We start from the raw sequence: 17,193 nt of genomic DNA on the forward strand, positions 1-17,193 counted from the left end.
GAATACGAATTGTAACCGCATTTAGTATTAAAGCTCATTTCTTACTTTTTTAGGCGCTCCCAAAATGCGCTTTTAAATTTAAAAATCTTCTACAAAAAGATAAGAAGCCTTAAATTAATTAGTTACAAATATATCATATATTTTGATAAAAGATAAAACTAACTAATCTTGAATTTTTTTAATTTTTCAATAACAATATCAATATCATCAAGACTTGTTAATTTACTAAACGAAAATCGTACCGAAGTTTTTTGAGTTGCTTCTTCATTTAAAAAAGCTCGCAACACGTGTGACCCCTTACTCGCTCCGCTTTGGCAAGCACTTCCTCCTGATGCCGCTACTCCGTGTAAATCTAACGTAAAAAGCATCATTTTATCTTGTACCGGAAAACGGACATTTAATATAGTGTAACTACTTTTTTCTAAATTTGCTGATGCACCATTAAACTCAATATTTTCAAAATTAGTATTTAACTGTGCTATAAAATACGCTTTTATGCTTTGAATATGTTTTTTATCTTCAAGTAAAGACTCATATGAAATTGCCAAGGCTTTTTCCATCCCTAAAATTCCATGTACATTTTCGGTACTCGCCCTAGCACCTCTTTCTTGTTCGCCTCCATATAATAAAGGCTTTATCGAAATCCCCTTTTTTACATAGGCAAAACCAACACCTTTTGGTCCATGAAATTTATGCGCACTTGCGGCAATAAAATCAATTGGTGTTTTTTGTAAATCTAACTCATAATGACCAATTGCTTGTACAGTATCGGAATGAAAATACGCCTTATTTTGTGTGCATAATTCTGCTACTTTATCAATTGCTAATAAATTTCCAATTTCATTATTTACATACATTAAACTAACCAAGGTTTTTTCGGCAGATTTTTCAGCCGTGTTTGCTGTATTTTGTTTTAAAATAGCTTCTAATTCTGTTAAATTAATACTACCTTTTTTATCTACAGAAATAAATTCTACGGTTATTTGGTGTTTTTTCTGAAGATATTCAACAGTACGCAACACCGCATGATGCTCTATTTTAGAGGTAATAATTCTTGTGACTCCTAAATTTAAAACAGCATTGTATAAAATTAAATTATCAGCTTCTGTACCACCTGCTGTAAAAATAATTTCACTTGCCGATACATTAAAGCGTTTGGCAATATTTTTTCGAGCCGTTTCTACAGCTGCTTTGGCTTTTCGACCAAATTGATGCACAGAAGATGGGTTTCCAAAATTTGCTAACATTGATGCATTGATTACCGCAACAACTTCGGGTAACATGGGCGTGGTAGCGGCATTATCTAAATAAACAGCTTTCATAAAATAAATATATAATTAATTCGGATTTTGATAAATGTAAACTTCGGTAGCTCCTTTACCATATTTTTGATAAGAAGCATCATAATATTTTACAGGATAATTATTCAACAAATAATCTAGTTCGGTTTTTAAAACGCCCTCTCCTATTCCGTGAATTAACACCAATTTCGAAATACTTTTCGAAATACAATATTCCAATTTATGTTTTGCGGTTTCTAACTGCAATGACAATACTTCGTAATTATCCATGCCACGGGTAGATTTCACCAATTTATTAGCGTGTAAATCTACTTCCATAACCACTTCATTCTTATCTTTTACAAAAAAAGATTTTTTCTTTTTAACAGGTTCTTGCGTTTTTTGTTGCAACAGCGCTCTTGAAACACGTGTTTGCCTACTTAATTCATGTTGTTCTACCTGAATTTTAATTAATTCTGATGCTAAAAAAGGAAACTCCATGCCATCTTGATCTTTAACAAAAAACAGCTCCTTTTCTTTCCTTGTTATAATCCCCCTAATATCAGCATCTAACACCGATACTTTATTTCCTATTTCGAAACACATACTTAACCTTTATTTAATTTAAAAAAAGAGCTTTACAGCGTATTTTTGCAAAAATTGCATCTTACAAAAGAACTCTAAAAAAATGATAAACACTAAAAATATCAGTACAAAAATATTCTTTGAACAAGCTAAAAAAAATATAACAATTAGCCCTGAACGCAAAGAAGTACTTACTGATATTGCACACTTAATTACCAAGGAATATCAAGAAAGAGAAAAAATCAATTTAAATTTTATTTGTACCCACAATTCAAGAAGAAGTCAATTTGCACAAGTTTGGAGTTTTTTTGCTATTGAATATTTTAACTTAAAAAATATTTTTGCATACTCAGGCGGAACAGAAACAACTGCTTTTCATAGAAACACGGTAAAAAGCTTACAAAAAACAGGTTTTGAATTTAATATTCAAGATTTTTCGCATCAAAACCCGCGGTATTTAATTTCTTTTAAAGGATGTAAAAACAACATTTTAGGATTTTCAAAAACCTATGACGACCCTAATAATAGCTATCCATATATTGCCATTACAACCTGCGATAATGCCGATGAAAACTGTCCTTTTATTGCCGATGCTATTGATAGATTTCACCTAGCATACACCGATCCAAAAAGTTCAGACAATACCGATACCACTATTGAAAGCTATTTAAACACCAGCAAACAAATTGCTGGTGAGTTATTTTATATTTTTGAGATGATAAAAAAAGAACAGTAGCTTATACTACGGTATTTTTATCGTACGGAATACTCTTTAATACATGATTAATTACGTTAACTCTAGCAATTGTTTTTCTATTTGCTCGAATTACTTTCCAAGGAGATATCTGGGTATTTGTTTTAGAAAACATAGCTCTTTTGTAGTCAGTATAATCATCCCAAAGTTCTTGGGCTTTTAAATCTACAGGAGTAATTTTCCATTGTTTTAATGGATTATTTACAATTTCTTTAAAGCGCTTAGATTGTTCTTTTTTATTGATTGACATATAAATTTTAACCAATCGAATGCCCGATTCTAAAATCATTCTTTCAAAATCGTTTACCTGATTCATAAAAATTTGATGTTCTTCATCGGTACAAAAACCGTTCACAGGCTCTACCACAGCACGGTTGTACCAGCTTCTATCAAAAAAAACAATTTCGCCTGCCTTAGGAAACTGCTCTACATATCGCTGAAAATACCATTGTCCTTTTTCATCTTCATTGGGTTTTGGTAGCGCTACAATTCGCATATGACGTGGGTTAATTCTTTCGGTCATTCTACGGATAGCACCTCCTTTTCCGGCAGCATCTCTTCCTTCTAAAATAACAATAATTCGTTCATTTTTATGAATACCCCAAGTTTGCATGCGAATTAATTCTACCTGTAATTTTTTAAGCTTGCGTTCGTAATCTACATATCGAACAGCTTTTTCTAGGTTTAACGGATTCGTTAATAACGACTTTAACCCCTTATTTGTATTCAGTTTATTTACGGCTGCTTGTGTTAATTTTTCCATATTAATCTAATTGTTTTGCTGAACGATAATAACGCATTACGATATTAGGATCTGGATTATTTACTATTTTATTTTCCGATGCTTCTTGGTAATCAAATTGCGATAATACATGACGGATGCACTCTATTCTTGCTTTCTTTTTATCATTTGTTTTCACCACAATCCACGGGCTGTAGGTGGTGTGTGTTTTACTAAACATTTCTTCTTTATAATACGTATATCTACTCCATAGCTCTTGTCCTTTTTTATCTACAGGACTAAATTTCCACCTTTTTAAAGGATTGTCATTTCGAGCATCAAAGCGACGCATTTGCTCATCTTTTGAAATAGATAGCCAAAATTTAATAATCGTAACACCGTCTTCATGTAACATGTGTTCAAATTCTGGTACCTGAGCAAGAAATTTTTTATATTGATTTTTACTGCAAAAGTCCATTACAGGCTCTACTACAGCACGGTTATACCAGCTTCTATCAAAAAAAACAATTTCGCCTGGATTTGGCAATTCTTTAATATAACGTTGAAAATACCACTGTCCTTTTTCAACATCGGTTGGTTTATTTAACGCTACTAAACGCATAGATCGAGGGTTTAAATGCTCCATAAAACGACGGATATTCCCTCCTTTTCCTGCGGCATCTCTTCCTTCAAAAATAACTGCTACTCGCTTGTTATTCTTGGCAATCCACTGCTGTAATTTCACCAATTCTATCTGGAGTTTTTTCAACTCTTCTTCATAGGTTATTTTTTCAAGAACCTTCTGTATTGGTATTTCTTTTTGTTCAATTAAAGCTACTAATTCATCTGTTGATGAAATACTTTCAAAATCTTCAATGGTAAGCATTTTTTTATTTTTCATTTAAAAAATTTAAGTTGAAATACGCTATATTTAACCCTACATTGCTAAAATAAGACGATAATAATTGCTATGAAACAAAAAATCTTTTTTTTTTTAATCCTCTGTAAAACAACTCTTTTTGCACAACAAAAACAGGCAAAAGAATTTAGTATTTTAACCGATAACGATTTATATATTTCGCTAGAACAAGACAGGTATTACACCAATGGACTTTTTTTAAAGTATCGGTATTTGGCTAAAAAATGGCCTAAAAATATTGATAAAAAAGTAATTGAAATCCAAGTTGGAAACCAAATGTACACGCCTTTTAAAGCATCCGTTGAACATCCTAAAAACCATGACCGTCCTTTTGCAGGGTATTCCTTTGGAAGTTTTGCTGTTTCTAAATTTTATAAAGACAACAGCCTATTAAAAACAACCCTACAAATAGGCATACTTGGCGCAGCAAGTAAAAGTAAAGAGCTTCAAAGTTTTGTACACAACTTGTATGGTTATACTAAAATAACAGGTTGGAAATATCAAATTAAAAACACCGTTGGCATCAATTTAAAAATAGCTTACATAAAAAGTTTATCAAAAGAAACATTTACAGATATTAACTGGATCAACAGCTTTAATATTGGAACAATTCACACCAATTTAGCCACAGGTTTTTACGGAAGATTAAGCTTAAAACCACTTGAAAAAATTACAAATTCGATTGCTTTTAACGCAAATTTAAATAACGAAAAAACCGCTTATACCAACAAAATAGAATCTTTCGTTTATATAAAACCAATGCTTCATTATATTGCCTACGATGCGACCATTAAAGGCGGTTTTTTAAGCGATAATAAAAGCCCGATTACCTACCAAATTACTCCGTTTAAAGTTACCACAGAAATAGGAATTCGTTTTACGGCGAATCAGTATAATTTTGGTTACGCTATAAATTATCACAGTAAAAAACTAAAAAGTGTCCGTGTGCCTGACTACAATTTTTACGGAACACTACAATTTAATTACCTATTTAATTAAATTGTTTATCTGAATGAAAAAATAATTTTTAAAATCATCAAATTACGATACCTTTGCACATCTAATAAACAGAAAACATACTCAATGAAATTTATCGTATCTAGCTCTCAGTTATTAAAACAATTACAAGTTTTAGGAGGTGTTATAAACAGCAATAACACATTACCTATTTTAGACAATTTCCTGTTCGAACTAGCTAATAGTGAACTTCAAGTATCATCGTCAGATCTTGAAACAACGATGAGTTCAATTATAGCCGTAGAAAGTACCGATACAGGAGCAATAGCTATAAATGCTCGTTTATTACTAGATACCCTAAAAACATTTCCTGAGCAACCACTTACATTTAACGTAGAAGGAAGCAGCATCATTGAAATTATTTCAGAACAAGGTAAGTACGACATGGCGTATTTTAGCGGTGACGAATTTCCAAAAGCTGTTGAATTACCAGCACCTAGTAGTACTGAAATTCCGTCACATATTTTAGCTACGGCAATTTCAAAAACAATTTTTGCTGCGGGAAATGATGATTTAAGACCCGTAATGAGTGGTGTGTTTTTTCAATTTAATTCGAAAGAATTAACTTTTGTAGCTACCGATGCACATAAATTAGTAAAATATACCCGTACCGATGTTACTACTGAACAACCAGCGGAATTCATCATGCCTAAAAAACCTTTAAACTTATTAAAAGGGATTTTAAGCGGATCAGAAAGCAATGTTATTGTAGAATATAACGACACCAATGCAAAATTCACTTTTGAAAATGCCGTATTAGTTTGTCGTTTAATTGATGGGAAATATCCTAATTATGAAGCAGTAATTCCTAAAGAGAATCCAAATAAATTAACTGTTGATAGAGCTTCTTTTTTAAACTCTGTACGTCGTGTTTCTATTTTTTCTAGTAAAACTACGCATCAAATTCGTTTAAAAATGGCAGGAACAGAATTAAATATTTCTGCCGAAGATTTAGATTATTCAAACAAAGCGGATGAACGTTTACAATGTGATTATCAAGGTGATGATATGCAAATAGGCTTCAATTCTCGTTTTTTAAGTGAAATGCTTAATAACTTAAATTCAAACGATGTTTTAATTGAAATGTCTTTACCAAACAGAGCCGGAATTTTAACACCTATTGACGGAACAGATCAGGGTGAGCAAGTTACCATGTTAGTAATGCCAGTAATGTTAAACGGATAAAAAACACTTATAACTACAAAAGCCACATATTCAACTATGTGGCTTTTTTTTCATCAAAAAAATAGTGTAGCTTTTTTTTCTTATCCTTTTTCGCTTCAAAAAATGATAAATAATTGTAAATTTACGCTTTTCAAAGCTATTTATAAGAACACTTTAACCCTATAAAAACTTATTAAAGTAATTGCATACTCGTACTCTCATATTCGTTTTTTGGAGTCTTTTTTTGAGTCAAATATTAGTTGCTCAAAAAGATTCTACAGCTGTAAAAGCTAATCAACTACAAATAAGTAGCAATAAATACAACCCATTATCGCCAAGTAAAGCCGCTTTTTATGCTGCTATTTTACCTGGAGCTGGGCAAATTTATAATAAAAAATACTGGAAAGTACCCTTTGTTTGGGCTTCTTTAGCCATACCAACTTATTTTTATATTGATAATAGTAATGAATATAATCGCTACAGAACTGCTTTTAAACTAAGATCACAAGGAGTTAGAGATGAATTTACCAATGCAGAAGGTAAAGAATTAATTTCTACTCCAGGTTTAGAAAATGCACAAAAAGTACTTCGAAAAAATAGAGATTTATCTTTGTTAACAGGTGTTTTATTCTATGTTTTACAAATTGTAGAAGCAAGTGTAAACGCCCATTTATTACAATTTGATACCGACGATAGTTTGTCGTTACAACCAATGGTCTACCCTGACCCATTATTTATAGAAGCCCCAAAAGTTGGTTTAACTTTAAAATATTCCTTTTAATATGAAAATAGCATTACTTGGCTATGGCAGAATGGGTAAAGAAATTGAAAAAATTGCTTTACAAAGAGGTCATGAAATAATAATTAAAGCATCAGGAACAGCAACATACGATATTACAAAAGCCGATGTTGCTATTGATTTTAGCATTCCAGATGCCGCTTTTAATAATATCAGTCATTGCATTAACAACCAAATTCCTGTTATTTCAGGAACTACAGGATGGTTAGAAAAATACGATTCTATTGTTGAATTATGCAACCAAAAACAAGGGGCATTTATCTACGCTTCTAATTTTAGTTTGGGCGTAAATGTATTTTTTGAACTAAATAAGCAACTCGCTAAAATGATGCAAACTTTAGATCAATACACTATTTCTATTGAAGAAATTCATCACACAAAAAAATTAGACGCACCAAGTGGAACAGCAATTACTTTAGCCGAAGGAATTATTGAAAACAGCGCTAAAAAAGCATGGGAATTAGACGCTAAAACATCCGAAGAAAACATTCCTATTACCGCTATTAGAACACCCGATGTGCCAGGCACACACACCACAATGTATGATTCTATTGTTGATTCTATCGCTATAAAACACACCGCTCACAACAGGCAAGGCTTTGCTTTAGGTGCTGTTATTGCTGCCGAATGGCTGGCTGACAAAACAGGTGTTTTTACCATGAGAGATGTGTTAAATTTAGGTTAATAATCGTATAAGAACGTAACAATCGCCTACATAAAAACACTAATAATATTGAATATAATTCCTACTTTATAGGAACAAAAAAATAGCTACATTATGACATTTTCAGAATGGTTTTTATTCTTTTTAATACTTCAAGTAATCCACTTTTTAGGAACTTGGAAACTCTACGTTAAAGCTGGTAGAAAAGCTTGGGAAGCTGCCCTACCTATTTACAACGCAATTATTTTAATGCAAATAATTAACCGCCCGAAATGGTGGGTAATTTTATTATTTATCCCTGTTGTAAACCTTTTAATGTTTCCTATCCTTTGGATAGAAACTTGTAGAAGTTTCGGTTTTAATAAAAAAACCGACACCCTTTTAGCGGTTTTTACACTTGGTTTTTATATTTATTATATCAACTATTTAACCGATACACCTTATATTGAAGATAGAAGTTTACAACCAAATTCGGCATTAGGAGAATGGGTAAGTTCTATCGCTTTTGCTATTATTGCAGCAACACTGGTGCATACTTATTTTATGCAACCTTATACCATTCCAACATCATCTTTAGAAAAAACATTATTGGTTGGTGATTATTTATTTGTTAGTAAATTTCACTACGGAGCGCGTATTCCTAGTACTACAATTGCCGCACCAATGGCACATGATACCCTTCCTGTTTTAGGAACAAAATCTTTTATTTCTGATGATAAAAATAAAGATGGATTTTTAAATAAAACCTCGTTACCTTATATGAGAATTCCTGGTTTTCAAAAAATTAAACGCAACGATATTGTTGTATTTAGTTGGCCTGCGGATAGTTTAAAAACCATGTGGGGCGATAAATCGGGCGTAGCAACTTATAAGCCTATTGATAAGAAAACAAATTACGTAAAAAGAGCCACAGGTATTGCTGGCGATACTTTAGAAGTGCGTGATGGCTATGTCTTTATCAACGGAAAAAAAACAATTTTACCGGACAGAGCAAAGCCACAATGGTATTTTAAAGTTGATACCCAAGGTGTAAAATTACCAATGGAAACCATCAACGAATTTAATATAAATGGTGAAGGCAAAATGTCTAACGATGGCATTTATTATTTTAATTTAACAGATGACGAAGCTGCTTCTTTAGCAAAAAACAGCTTGGTAAAAAGTGTTACAAAACGTATAAGACCAAAAGGAACTTATGACGCTTCTGTTTTTCCTCACAGCCCAAAATACGCTTGGTCTTCTGATAATTTCGGTCCTCTTTATATTCCAAAAGCAGGAAGTACAGTTCCTTTAAATGAAGATACTATTCCTTTTTACGAGCAAATTATTCGTAGATATGAAAATAATAATTTAACCATTTTTGGTGATGAAATTTATATCAACGGAAAAAAAGCAACAAGCTACACCTTTAAACAAGATTATTATTGGATGATGGGAGATAACCGTCAAAACTCATTAGATGCAAGAAATTGGGGATATGTTCCTTTTGACCATGTGGTTGGTAAACCCGTGTTAATTTGGCTAAGTTGGAATCCTAACGCGCCTGATTTTATGTCGAAAATAAACTCTATTCGTTGGCAAAGAATGTTTACCACAGTTGGCGGAAGCGGAAAACCTACCTCATATTTATGGTTAGCGCTTTTACTAATTGCGGGCTACACACTTTATAGTTTTAAAAAAGATAAAAAGAAATAAATGGCACTTTTTATACCTACCTATTTTGCGCCTATTTCGCAATACGCCGCTATTTATAATGCCGATTCTGTAGTGTTTGAGCTTGAAGATAATTATCAAAAACAAACCTACCGAAACCGATGTGCTATTTATGCTGCTAACGGAAAATTGTCCTTAAATATTCCTGTAAAACATTTACTTACAGAGAGTAGAAAAAAGAGTAAAGATACCTTGGTTGAAAGTGATATTCCATGGCAACAACAGCATTTTAAATCCTTACAATCGGCGTATAAATCATCGCCATTTTTTGAGTTTTTTGAAGATGATATTGCTGCAATATTTCATAAAAAATACAGGTATTTGCAAGATATTAATATTGACACGCATTTATTTATTGCAGATGCTTTGCAAATTGATGATTCGTTTACAAAAACCGTAGATTATCAAGTAACACCAAATATTCCTGATTACAGAAATTTGGCAATTGCTAAAAAAGGTATTGAAATTGAAATGGAACGCTACATTCAAATTTTTGATGACAAACATGGATTTATGCCTAATTTATCTATTTTAGATTTACTTTTTATGGAAGGCCCAAATGCAAGTACTTTTTTAGAAAATATTAAAATTTAAATAGGTTTATTCAACCTCTATAAATAAAACAGACCTCACAGGTTTTAAAAACCTGTGAGGTCTAATTTTAACTAACTATTTTATTAAAAGTTGATTTTATTTACAAAATCTAAAACCTCCAGCACACAATACGTGTTACTTTATTTCCTTGGCTCATCGGAATTACTTTAAATTCTTTTACTTTTAATTTCTTAGCAGAAACCTGTAAGTTTTTTACGTTTTCTTTTCTTGAAACTAAACTTGTAAACCATTTACTCGATTCTGGCTGTAAAGAACTTTCGTATAAATAAGTATGTAAAAAAGCTTTTTCACCTCCTAAATACCATAATTCATTATGATTTCCTGCAAAATTACGTACGGCGCTATTTCCTAAATTTCTCGATTTTCTTAAATTCGCTCCTCTTGCCTCGTTTGCCGATTTATAAAATGGCGGATTACACATCGTTATAGTAAACGACTCGTTTTCATTTATAATTCCTTTTAAAATATTCATTTCATCAATTTGATGACGTAATGTAATTTTATCGCTTAAATTATTATCATCGATAATATCTTGTGCAAAATCTAACGAATCTAAATCAATATCAACCGCTACGAAATTCCAATCATAAGCCGATGCACCCAATAATGGATATACACAACTTGCTCCTGTACCAATATCTAAAACGGTAACTTTTTCTTCTTTATCGCTAATTAAATCGGCGATATGATGAATATAATCAGCTCTTCCAGGAATTGGAGGGCATAAATTTGCATCAGGGAAATTCCAATCTTTAATATTATAATATGCCGCCAATAAGGCTTTGTTAAATTCTTTAACCGCTACTGGATTTGAAAAATCAATGGTTTCTTTATCAAATTTTTCAATAATAAACTCCGAAATTGCAGGATATTTTTCTTTTAAAAAGTTAAAATCGTATCCATCTTTGTGCTTGTTATTCTCGTGTAATCCTTTTTTATCTTCCATGCTAAAATATCAGTACTGTAAATTCTAATTTTAAAGGTTTTAACCCTTTTTTTAATTCTTTTATCAAAATATTTCCGTGCGCTAAATAATATTCAGAAAAGTTTCGTTGACGCTCTTCTAAACTTCCATTTGGCAATATTTCGTTTTGCAAAAATACAATTCTATCTACAAAGTTTTTATGTCGGCGTTTTTCTGCTCGCAACCAGCGTTTTTCTAAAGATTCTAAACCATTTAACTGTTTCTTTTCTTGTGCATTTACAGCGCCTACAAAGGAAACATCTGTTTTTTCAGCCAATGCTCGTAAAGTAACAAATTGCTGCTTTAAAAACTCTTTCTGCTCGGTGAAATCTATTTTTTCTTCCGATATCTCTAATACTTTCTTTTTAAGCAACTCACGCTGTTTCAAGAAAATATCTTCTAAACTAATGGTTAATTTGGTTAATTTAGTTGCTTGTTTTTCAGAAATTATCTGTGCCGAATTTCGTAATAATAAAATAGGAAACGGCACTTTTACCGCTTCAAAATAACTTTTTAATTCTAGCCAATACGCCAATTCACCACCCCCACCAAGATAGCAAAGATTTGGTAAAATTACCTCCTGATACAACGGACGCATAATTACATTTGGTGAAAATCGGTCGGGAAATTGAGCAACTTCTTCTAGTAAATCGTTTAAATCCCAAGAAATATCAGTGTTATTTACCTTATAAATATCATTTTCAAAAACAATACGTTCTCGAATTTTATCGGTTAAATAAAACAAATTAATTTCCCGTGGATTTACTTGAATTTTATAATTTTTACCGAAATCTTTAATAGTTTCGCTTACTTTTTTATACGATGTTTGACTTTTTAATTCATTCTCGATAAACGGAATAAATACTTTTTTCAACGATTTTTCATCGGCATCAATAATTACCAAACCATATTCACCAAATAATTCATTGGCAATATAACGGGTTGCATCGGCTAAATTTGCGTGTTTTACATAGGCTTTTTCGAATAATTCCTTTAAAAATACCGCATTTTTTGAAGCGCCTAAATGTTCTGAAAACACCGCTAAAACTTCTGCCAATCCTTGGGTTGAAAAACGCCCGACAGCACCTGTTTGATCAGAATTCCACTGTACTTTTTTTCCTTTAAAATTAAAGTAATTGATTTCTTCAAAATCATGATCTTCGGTAGCCATCCAATAAATAGGCACAAAGTTTTGCTTCGGATATTTTGCCGTTAATTCTTCCGCTAAATTAATGGCTGTAATAATTTTATATAAAAAATACAACGGTCCTGTAAACAGATTTAACTGATGCCCTGTGGTTACTGTAAAGGTGTTTTCTGAAGATAAACTCGCAATATTTTGCGCTGTACTAGCTGTTGTTGTTACTTTTAAATATTGTTTTTCTAAGGCAGTAACAAGTGTTTTTCTTGTGTCTTTTGAAAAATGAGCTTTTTTCGTTGCTATTTGCTTTTCAAAACCTTCTAAAGATGAAAAATTATCATAAAAAGGTGTTATTTCTGCTGATTCCTCTAAATAATCGAGCATTGTTTTAGAGAAAAAACCAGTTTTTTTAAAAGGGATATTTGTTACTTTCATAGACTTATTTTTTTCTTTGAAACAAGGTGTAAATATACGGTCTTTCTCCGCCATTCGGATTTATAAAAGTGTAGTTAAATGCCGTTATTAATGAAAATCCTGCACCTAACTTTTCTTGTAACATTTCGGTGTTGTAGCGTTTTAAGGGCAAACCTGAACATTTTTCAGCGCCATCTAAAGCAAAAACAGCAATAATTACAAAACCATTATCCGCCACTATTTGTTTTAATAAATTGAAATAAGCTGTTTGTTCTGCTTCCTCTAAAAAGAAATGCAACACTGCTCTATCATTCCATAAATCAACAGGAGCGAGGTTTTGCAACTTTTCAGGCGCTAGTAAATTATCGGTAATAAAAGTTACTTTTGATGCTTTTTCGCCAAGTCGTTCCTTTAAAATATTCAAGGCTTTTTCTGACACATCATTTGCCATTAAATTAGTGTAACCTTCGGCTAATAATTCATCAATTAATAAGGACGAACCAACACCTATATTTAAAATACTTGCTGTTGATTTTAAACCTGTTTTTGTAATTAAATCAATGGTTTTTGTTGATTTTTCTTCAAACCAACCTAATTCTTGCGTTGATTTGTTAGTATAAGCAGCATTCCAATGTGCTTTATTTTGTGAAATTTTACAATCACTTTTGTTTGTCGTCATAGTTCAAAAATACTAAAATTTGATAGGATGCCGAAAACAATACAATAATCTAACATTTTTTTATGAATTTATAAATTCAAACGGTTTTAATAGCGACACTAGTTTCAAACTAAATTTAGTTGAGTTTCGCTTGCTGATTTACTGTTGTTTTTAGCTTTTTTATTGATAATTTTGATTAATAGTTGTCAATTATAATGATTTTAATGACTAAAAATAATTAAAATTGTATTGAGAATTTGAATTGTTTTATTTGATGCTAAAAAAATTATCGAACCGATGGCTTGTAATATTCTAAGGAATAAAAAGTGGGTTTTTGTGCTGTAATTTACTTGTTTGTAAAAATGCCTAGCCCCGATTGAAGCTTTGTTTGAGGGCTGTTTTATTTTTTCGTTTTAAAAAAAATAAAAAAAGCGAGTGCGCAAAGCGGGAAATTGCTTCAAATTAATCTTAGGGTTTTAAATAAAATATCAAGTTAGATCGTAAAACACCTGTTTGACTAAAAATTACTACCTTTAAAAACGCTAATTAATCATTAAAAAAGTACGCTTATAACAGCAAAAAACTATGCAATTTAAACATCCTGAAATTTTATATTTTTTAGTCTTTTTACTGATCCCGATATTGGTTCACTTATTTCAATTACAACGTTTTGAAAAAGTTACCTTTACCAATGTAGCGGTTTTAAAAAAATTAATAACACAAACACGTAAAAGTTCTCGCATAAAAAAATGGTTGATCTTAGCTATGCGTTTATTGTTGCTTACCGCTTTAATTTTAGCCTTTGCTCAGCCTTATTTTGGCAATCATAAAAGTGATGAACAGCAACATTTATTTATCTATTTAGATACTTCTTTAAGTACAAATACAGCAGGTGAAAAAGGCGATTTATTACAAGTTTCGATACAAGAAATCATTGAAAACACATCAGAAAAAGCACGCTATTCTTTGCTGACAAATACCAATTATTTTCAGCATAAAACAGCTGATGAATTGAACGATATTTTATTAAACGTTAAAAATACGGCTAAAAAAATGGCGTTAAAAACGGTTTTCTTAAAAATGTCGAGCGAGCTATTAAAAAATAAAAACACCAAAAATATTATAATTTCTGATTTTCAAAATATTGAAAATACAGCGCTTAATCAGTTGCCTGAAAACACTAATTTGGTGCAATTAAATCCGCAAGAAAAAAATAATATATCTATTGATAGTATTTTTATAAACACCAGTACAACCAATAATTTTGATATTGAAATTAGCATTAAAAATCAAGGAAGTGCAAAAAAAGAACTGCCGATTTCACTTTATAACAACGAAAAACTAATTAATAAACAGGTTTTTTCTATTGCAGAAAATGACAGTAAAAAAGTAGTGTTTTCGATTGTTAACACGGCTGATTTTTTAGGTAAAATTGAATTAAACTTTAAAGATACCTACTCTTTTGATAATTCGTTTTATTTCGCAATTAATGCCAATTCTAAAATTAAAATTTTATCTATTGGTAAAAACACTAACTTTTTAAAACGAATTTATAGTGATGATGAATTTGATTTTAAAGCTTTAAATACACAAAACTTAAATTATAATTTAATTGAAAAACAACATCTTATTGTTTTAAATGAAATTGATAAACTACCTGAAACACTCATAAAAAGTTTAATTGATTATTCTAAAAAAGGTGGAAATTTAGTTATTATCCCTGCTAAAAACACATATATTTCTTCTTACAATAATTTATTAAAACAGCTTAAAATAGGAAGTATAAATACCACAAACAACCATCAAAAAAACGACAGTTTAAAAATTACAACAATTAATTACAAGCATCCGTTGTTTAAAAATGTATTTGAAAAAGAAATTAAAAATTTTCAATATCCTTTTGTTAAAACAGCTTATAATACGGCTTTTAAAAGCAGTAATACCATGTTGTCTTTTGAAAACAAACGTCCGTTTATACAGCAAGTAAATACGGAAAACTCAACAGTCTATTTTCTGGCTTCTCCGCTAAATAAAGAGGCTAGTAATTTTATAAATTCGCCTTTAATTGTGCCTGTTTTTTATAGTATTGCCAAACATAGTTTACAACTTTCTAAAAGTTATTATACCATTGATACACAAAATAGTATTGCTATTAATGGCGTAACTTCAAAAAATAATATTCTTAGCATTTCAAATACTAAAAACTCGTTTATTCCGCTACAACAAGCGCTTCAAAATAGTGTGAAAATCACTACAAATAGCCAGCCTTTAAGCGCTGGTTTTTATCAGATAAAACAACAAGAAAACGTTTTAAAAAACATGGCGTTTAATTATCCGAAGCAAGAGAGTTTGTTACATTTTTTAAATATAAAAACCCTTGAAAATAAAACAATTTCTAATTCGGTAAAACAAACCTTAATAAATAGTAACAACGAACATAAAATTCAATGGCTTTGGAAATGGTTTTTACTAATTGCCATTGTATCTTTGCTTGTTGAAATTTTGATCTTAAAATTCTTTAAACCATGACAACGCTATTAAAATCGGCAACTATTATTGATGCTCATAGCCCTTACCACCAACAAACTAAAGATATTTTAATTACCGACGGAATTATTACTAAAATTGATAGTAATATTGCCGACAAACAAGAATATCAAATTATAAAACTTGATAACTTACACGTTTCTACGGGTTGGTTTGACACTAGTGTTTCCTTGGGAGAACCAGGTTACGAAGAGCGTGAAACCATTAAAAATGGTTTACAAGTAGCGGCTAAAAGTGGTTTTACAAATATTGCTGTAAACCCAAACACAAACCCTGTTATTGACAACAAAGCAGCGGTTGAATTTCTAATTTATAGAGCCAACGGATTTGCCACAAATTTGCATCCAATCGGTAGCTTAACTCAAGGATCGAAAGGTATTGAAATGGCGGAATTGTACGATATGCAACAATCTGGCGCAATTGCTTTTGGCGATTATAAAAAGCCAATTGTTAACGATAACTTACTAAAAGTAGCCTTACTTTATACGCAAAACTTCAACGGATTAGCACTTAGTTTTCCTAAAAATAATTCGATTGCTGGCGAAGGTGTCGTTCACGAAGGTAAAAACAGTACACTTTTAGGATTAAAAGGAATCCCTGCTTTAGCCGAAGAATTACAAGTTTCTCGTGATTTATTTTTATTAGAATATACAGGTGGAAAATTACACATTCCTACTATTTCCACTAAAAAATCAGTGCAATTAATTAAAGAAGCTAAAAAGAAAGGCTTGGATGTTACTTGTAGTGTAGCGGTTCATAACTTGTTTTTAACCGATGATGAATTGCATCAATTTGATGGAAATAAAAAAGTAAATCCGCCTTTAAGAACTTCGGATGATATTAATGCTTTATTAAAAGGGCTTAAAGATGGAACGATTGACATGATTACTTCCGATCATAACCCGATTGATATTGAGCATAAAAAAGTAGAATTTTCGAACGCAAAAGATGGAAGTATTGGTTTAGAAACTGCTTTTGGGGTTTTAAATTCAGTCTTAGATTTAGAAACGATTGTAACTTGTTTATCTGATAATCCGAAAGAACGTTTTGGGCTTCAAAAAACAAGTATCAAAGAAAATGAAATTGCTAATTTATCATTTTTTACTCCTGAAGGAACGTCTATTTTTACTGAAGAAGATATTTTATCTACTTCAAAAAACAGTGTTTTTTTAGAGAAAGAGCTAAAAGGAAAAGTTTATGGAATTTATAATAATAAGCAACTAATTTTGAACAACTAA

At 31.1% G+C, this 17,193-nt stretch carries 16 protein-coding genes; 9 read left to right on the top strand and 7 right to left on the bottom strand.

Features of this window, described 5'->3' with window-relative positions:
- Window positions 1-158 precede the first annotated feature (158 nt).
- Both AQ1689_RS10275 and AQ1689_RS10280 read right to left on the bottom strand, forming a co-directional pair.
- On the bottom strand, window positions 159-1,322 hold the full coding sequence (locus AQ1689_RS10275; RefSeq protein ID WP_101956021.1) for a cysteine desulfurase family protein: 1,164 nt from the start codon (window positions 1,320-1,322) through the stop codon (window positions 159-161).
- 15 nt (window positions 1,323-1,337) lie between these two features.
- The gene (locus AQ1689_RS10280; protein ID WP_101956022.1) at window positions 1,338-1,886 is read right to left on the bottom strand and encodes a Smr/MutS family protein; all 549 of its coding nucleotides are present in this window, start codon (window positions 1,884-1,886) and stop codon (window positions 1,338-1,340) included.
- 82 nt (window positions 1,887-1,968) lie between these two features.
- Here AQ1689_RS10280 and AQ1689_RS10285 point away from each other — a divergent pair, with 82 nt between their 5' ends.
- Entirely contained in the window at window positions 1,969-2,601 is a 633-nt protein-coding gene (locus AQ1689_RS10285; RefSeq protein WP_101956023.1) for a low molecular weight phosphatase family protein, read from the top strand.
- Between the two features lies 1 nt (window position 2,602).
- Here the strand turns inward: AQ1689_RS10285 and ppk2 (AQ1689_RS10290) are convergent, their stop codons facing one another.
- Complete coding sequence (gene ppk2, locus AQ1689_RS10290) at window positions 2,603-3,382, bottom strand: polyphosphate kinase 2 (RefSeq protein ID WP_101956024.1); 780 nt, start codon at window positions 3,380-3,382, stop codon at window positions 2,603-2,605.
- A gap of 1 nt (window position 3,383) precedes the next feature.
- Window positions 3,384-4,241 (bottom strand): polyphosphate kinase 2, encoded by an 858-nt coding sequence (ppk2, locus tag AQ1689_RS10295; RefSeq protein ID WP_101915865.1) that lies wholly within the window; start codon window positions 4,239-4,241, stop codon window positions 3,384-3,386.
- Between the two features lie 69 nt (window positions 4,242-4,310).
- Between ppk2 (AQ1689_RS10295) and AQ1689_RS10300 the strand changes: the two genes are divergently transcribed.
- The 6 genes from AQ1689_RS10300 to AQ1689_RS10325 all read left to right on the top strand — a co-directional run bounded on the left by AQ1689_RS10300 (window position 4,311) and on the right by AQ1689_RS10325 (window position 10,210).
- Window positions 4,311-5,258, top strand: a complete 948-nt coding sequence (locus tag AQ1689_RS10300) for a lipid A deacylase LpxR family protein (RefSeq protein WP_101956025.1) — start codon at window positions 4,311-4,313, stop codon at window positions 5,256-5,258.
- Between the two features lie 84 nt (window positions 5,259-5,342).
- Window positions 5,343-6,461 carry a DNA polymerase III subunit beta gene (gene dnaN / locus AQ1689_RS10305; RefSeq protein ID WP_058884559.1) on the top strand — a complete coding sequence of 373 codons (1,119 nt, stop codon included), beginning with the start codon at window positions 5,343-5,345 and terminating at the stop codon, window positions 6,459-6,461.
- A gap of 223 nt (window positions 6,462-6,684) precedes the next feature.
- The gene (locus AQ1689_RS10310) at window positions 6,685-7,221 is read left to right on the top strand and encodes a DUF5683 domain-containing protein (RefSeq protein WP_198912969.1); all 537 of its coding nucleotides are present in this window, start codon (window positions 6,685-6,687) and stop codon (window positions 7,219-7,221) included.
- A gap of 1 nt (window position 7,222) precedes the next feature.
- Window positions 7,223-7,924 carry a 4-hydroxy-tetrahydrodipicolinate reductase gene (gene dapB / locus AQ1689_RS10315; RefSeq protein WP_101956026.1) on the top strand — a complete coding sequence of 234 codons (702 nt, stop codon included), beginning with the start codon at window positions 7,223-7,225 and terminating at the stop codon, window positions 7,922-7,924.
- Between the two features lie 93 nt (window positions 7,925-8,017).
- Window positions 8,018-9,598 carry a signal peptidase I gene (lepB, locus tag AQ1689_RS10320; RefSeq protein WP_101956027.1) on the top strand — a complete coding sequence of 527 codons (1,581 nt, stop codon included), beginning with the start codon at window positions 8,018-8,020 and terminating at the stop codon, window positions 9,596-9,598.
- Window positions 9,599-10,210, top strand: coding sequence for a WbqC family protein (locus AQ1689_RS10325; RefSeq protein ID WP_101956028.1), 612 nt, complete (start codon window positions 9,599-9,601; stop codon window positions 10,208-10,210). It begins immediately after the preceding gene.
- A 109-nt stretch (window positions 10,211-10,319) separates the two neighbouring features.
- Here AQ1689_RS10325 and rlmF read toward each other — a convergent pair whose 3' ends face one another.
- Genes rlmF through AQ1689_RS10340 form a run of 3 tightly spaced genes read right to left on the bottom strand, consistent with a single transcriptional unit; the run spans window position 10,320 to window position 13,429 of the window.
- Complete coding sequence (rlmF, locus tag AQ1689_RS10330; RefSeq protein WP_058884554.1) at window positions 10,320-11,177, bottom strand: 23S rRNA (adenine(1618)-N(6))-methyltransferase RlmF; 858 nt, start codon at window positions 11,175-11,177, stop codon at window positions 10,320-10,322.
- A gap of 1 nt (window position 11,178) precedes the next feature.
- Window positions 11,179-12,771, bottom strand: a complete 1,593-nt coding sequence (gene bshC, locus AQ1689_RS10335; protein WP_101956029.1) for a bacillithiol biosynthesis cysteine-adding enzyme BshC — start codon at window positions 12,769-12,771, stop codon at window positions 11,179-11,181.
- A 4-nt stretch (window positions 12,772-12,775) separates the two neighbouring features.
- On the bottom strand, window positions 12,776-13,429 hold the full coding sequence (locus AQ1689_RS10340) for a class I SAM-dependent methyltransferase (protein ID WP_101915870.1): 654 nt from the start codon (window positions 13,427-13,429) through the stop codon (window positions 12,776-12,778).
- A 564-nt stretch (window positions 13,430-13,993) separates the two neighbouring features.
- On the opposite strand from AQ1689_RS10340, the gene AQ1689_RS10345 reads away from it, so the two are divergent.
- Window positions 13,994-15,937 carry a BatA domain-containing protein gene (locus AQ1689_RS10345; protein ID WP_101956030.1) on the top strand — a complete coding sequence of 648 codons (1,944 nt, stop codon included), beginning with the start codon at window positions 13,994-13,996 and terminating at the stop codon, window positions 15,935-15,937.
- The gene (locus tag AQ1689_RS10350; protein WP_101956031.1) at window positions 15,934-17,193 is read left to right on the top strand and encodes a dihydroorotase; all 1,260 of its coding nucleotides are present in this window, start codon (window positions 15,934-15,936) and stop codon (window positions 17,191-17,193) included. Before AQ1689_RS10345 ends, AQ1689_RS10350 begins: the two co-directional genes overlap by 4 nt.

Source organism: Tenacibaculum finnmarkense (genome assembly GCF_900239185.1).
GTDB classification, from domain to species: domain Bacteria; phylum Bacteroidota; class Bacteroidia; order Flavobacteriales; family Flavobacteriaceae; genus Polaribacter; species Polaribacter finnmarkensis.

Coding starts and splice junctions, on each gene's coding strand:
- AQ1689_RS10275 (WP_101956021.1), bottom strand. CDS start 1,322: ATGAAAGCTGTTTATTTAGATAATGCCGCTACCACGCCCATGTTACCC.
- AQ1689_RS10280 (WP_101956022.1), bottom strand. CDS start 1,886: ATGTGTTTCGAAATAGGAAATAAAGTATCGGTGTTAGATGCTGATATT.
- AQ1689_RS10285 (WP_101956023.1), top strand. CDS start 1,969: ATGATAAACACTAAAAATATCAGTACAAAAATATTCTTTGAACAAGCT.
- ppk2 (WP_101956024.1), bottom strand. CDS start 3,382: ATGGAAAAATTAACACAAGCAGCCGTAAATAAACTGAATACAAATAAG.
- ppk2 (WP_101915865.1), bottom strand. CDS start 4,241: ATGAAAAATAAAAAAATGCTTACCATTGAAGATTTTGAAAGTATTTCA.
- AQ1689_RS10300 (WP_101956025.1), top strand. CDS start 4,311: ATGAAACAAAAAATCTTTTTTTTTTTAATCCTCTGTAAAACAACTCTT.
- dnaN (WP_058884559.1), top strand. CDS start 5,343: ATGAAATTTATCGTATCTAGCTCTCAGTTATTAAAACAATTACAAGTT.
- dapB (WP_101956026.1), top strand. CDS start 7,223: ATGAAAATAGCATTACTTGGCTATGGCAGAATGGGTAAAGAAATTGAA.
- lepB (WP_101956027.1), top strand. CDS start 8,018: ATGACATTTTCAGAATGGTTTTTATTCTTTTTAATACTTCAAGTAATC.
- AQ1689_RS10325 (WP_101956028.1), top strand. CDS start 9,599: ATGGCACTTTTTATACCTACCTATTTTGCGCCTATTTCGCAATACGCC.
- rlmF (WP_058884554.1), bottom strand. CDS start 11,177: ATGGAAGATAAAAAAGGATTACACGAGAATAACAAGCACAAAGATGGA.
- bshC (WP_101956029.1), bottom strand. CDS start 12,771: ATGAAAGTAACAAATATCCCTTTTAAAAAAACTGGTTTTTTCTCTAAA.
- AQ1689_RS10340 (WP_101915870.1), bottom strand. CDS start 13,429: ATGACGACAAACAAAAGTGATTGTAAAATTTCACAAAATAAAGCACAT.
- AQ1689_RS10345 (WP_101956030.1), top strand. CDS start 13,994: ATGCAATTTAAACATCCTGAAATTTTATATTTTTTAGTCTTTTTACTG.
- AQ1689_RS10350 (WP_101956031.1), top strand. CDS start 15,934: ATGACAACGCTATTAAAATCGGCAACTATTATTGATGCTCATAGCCCT.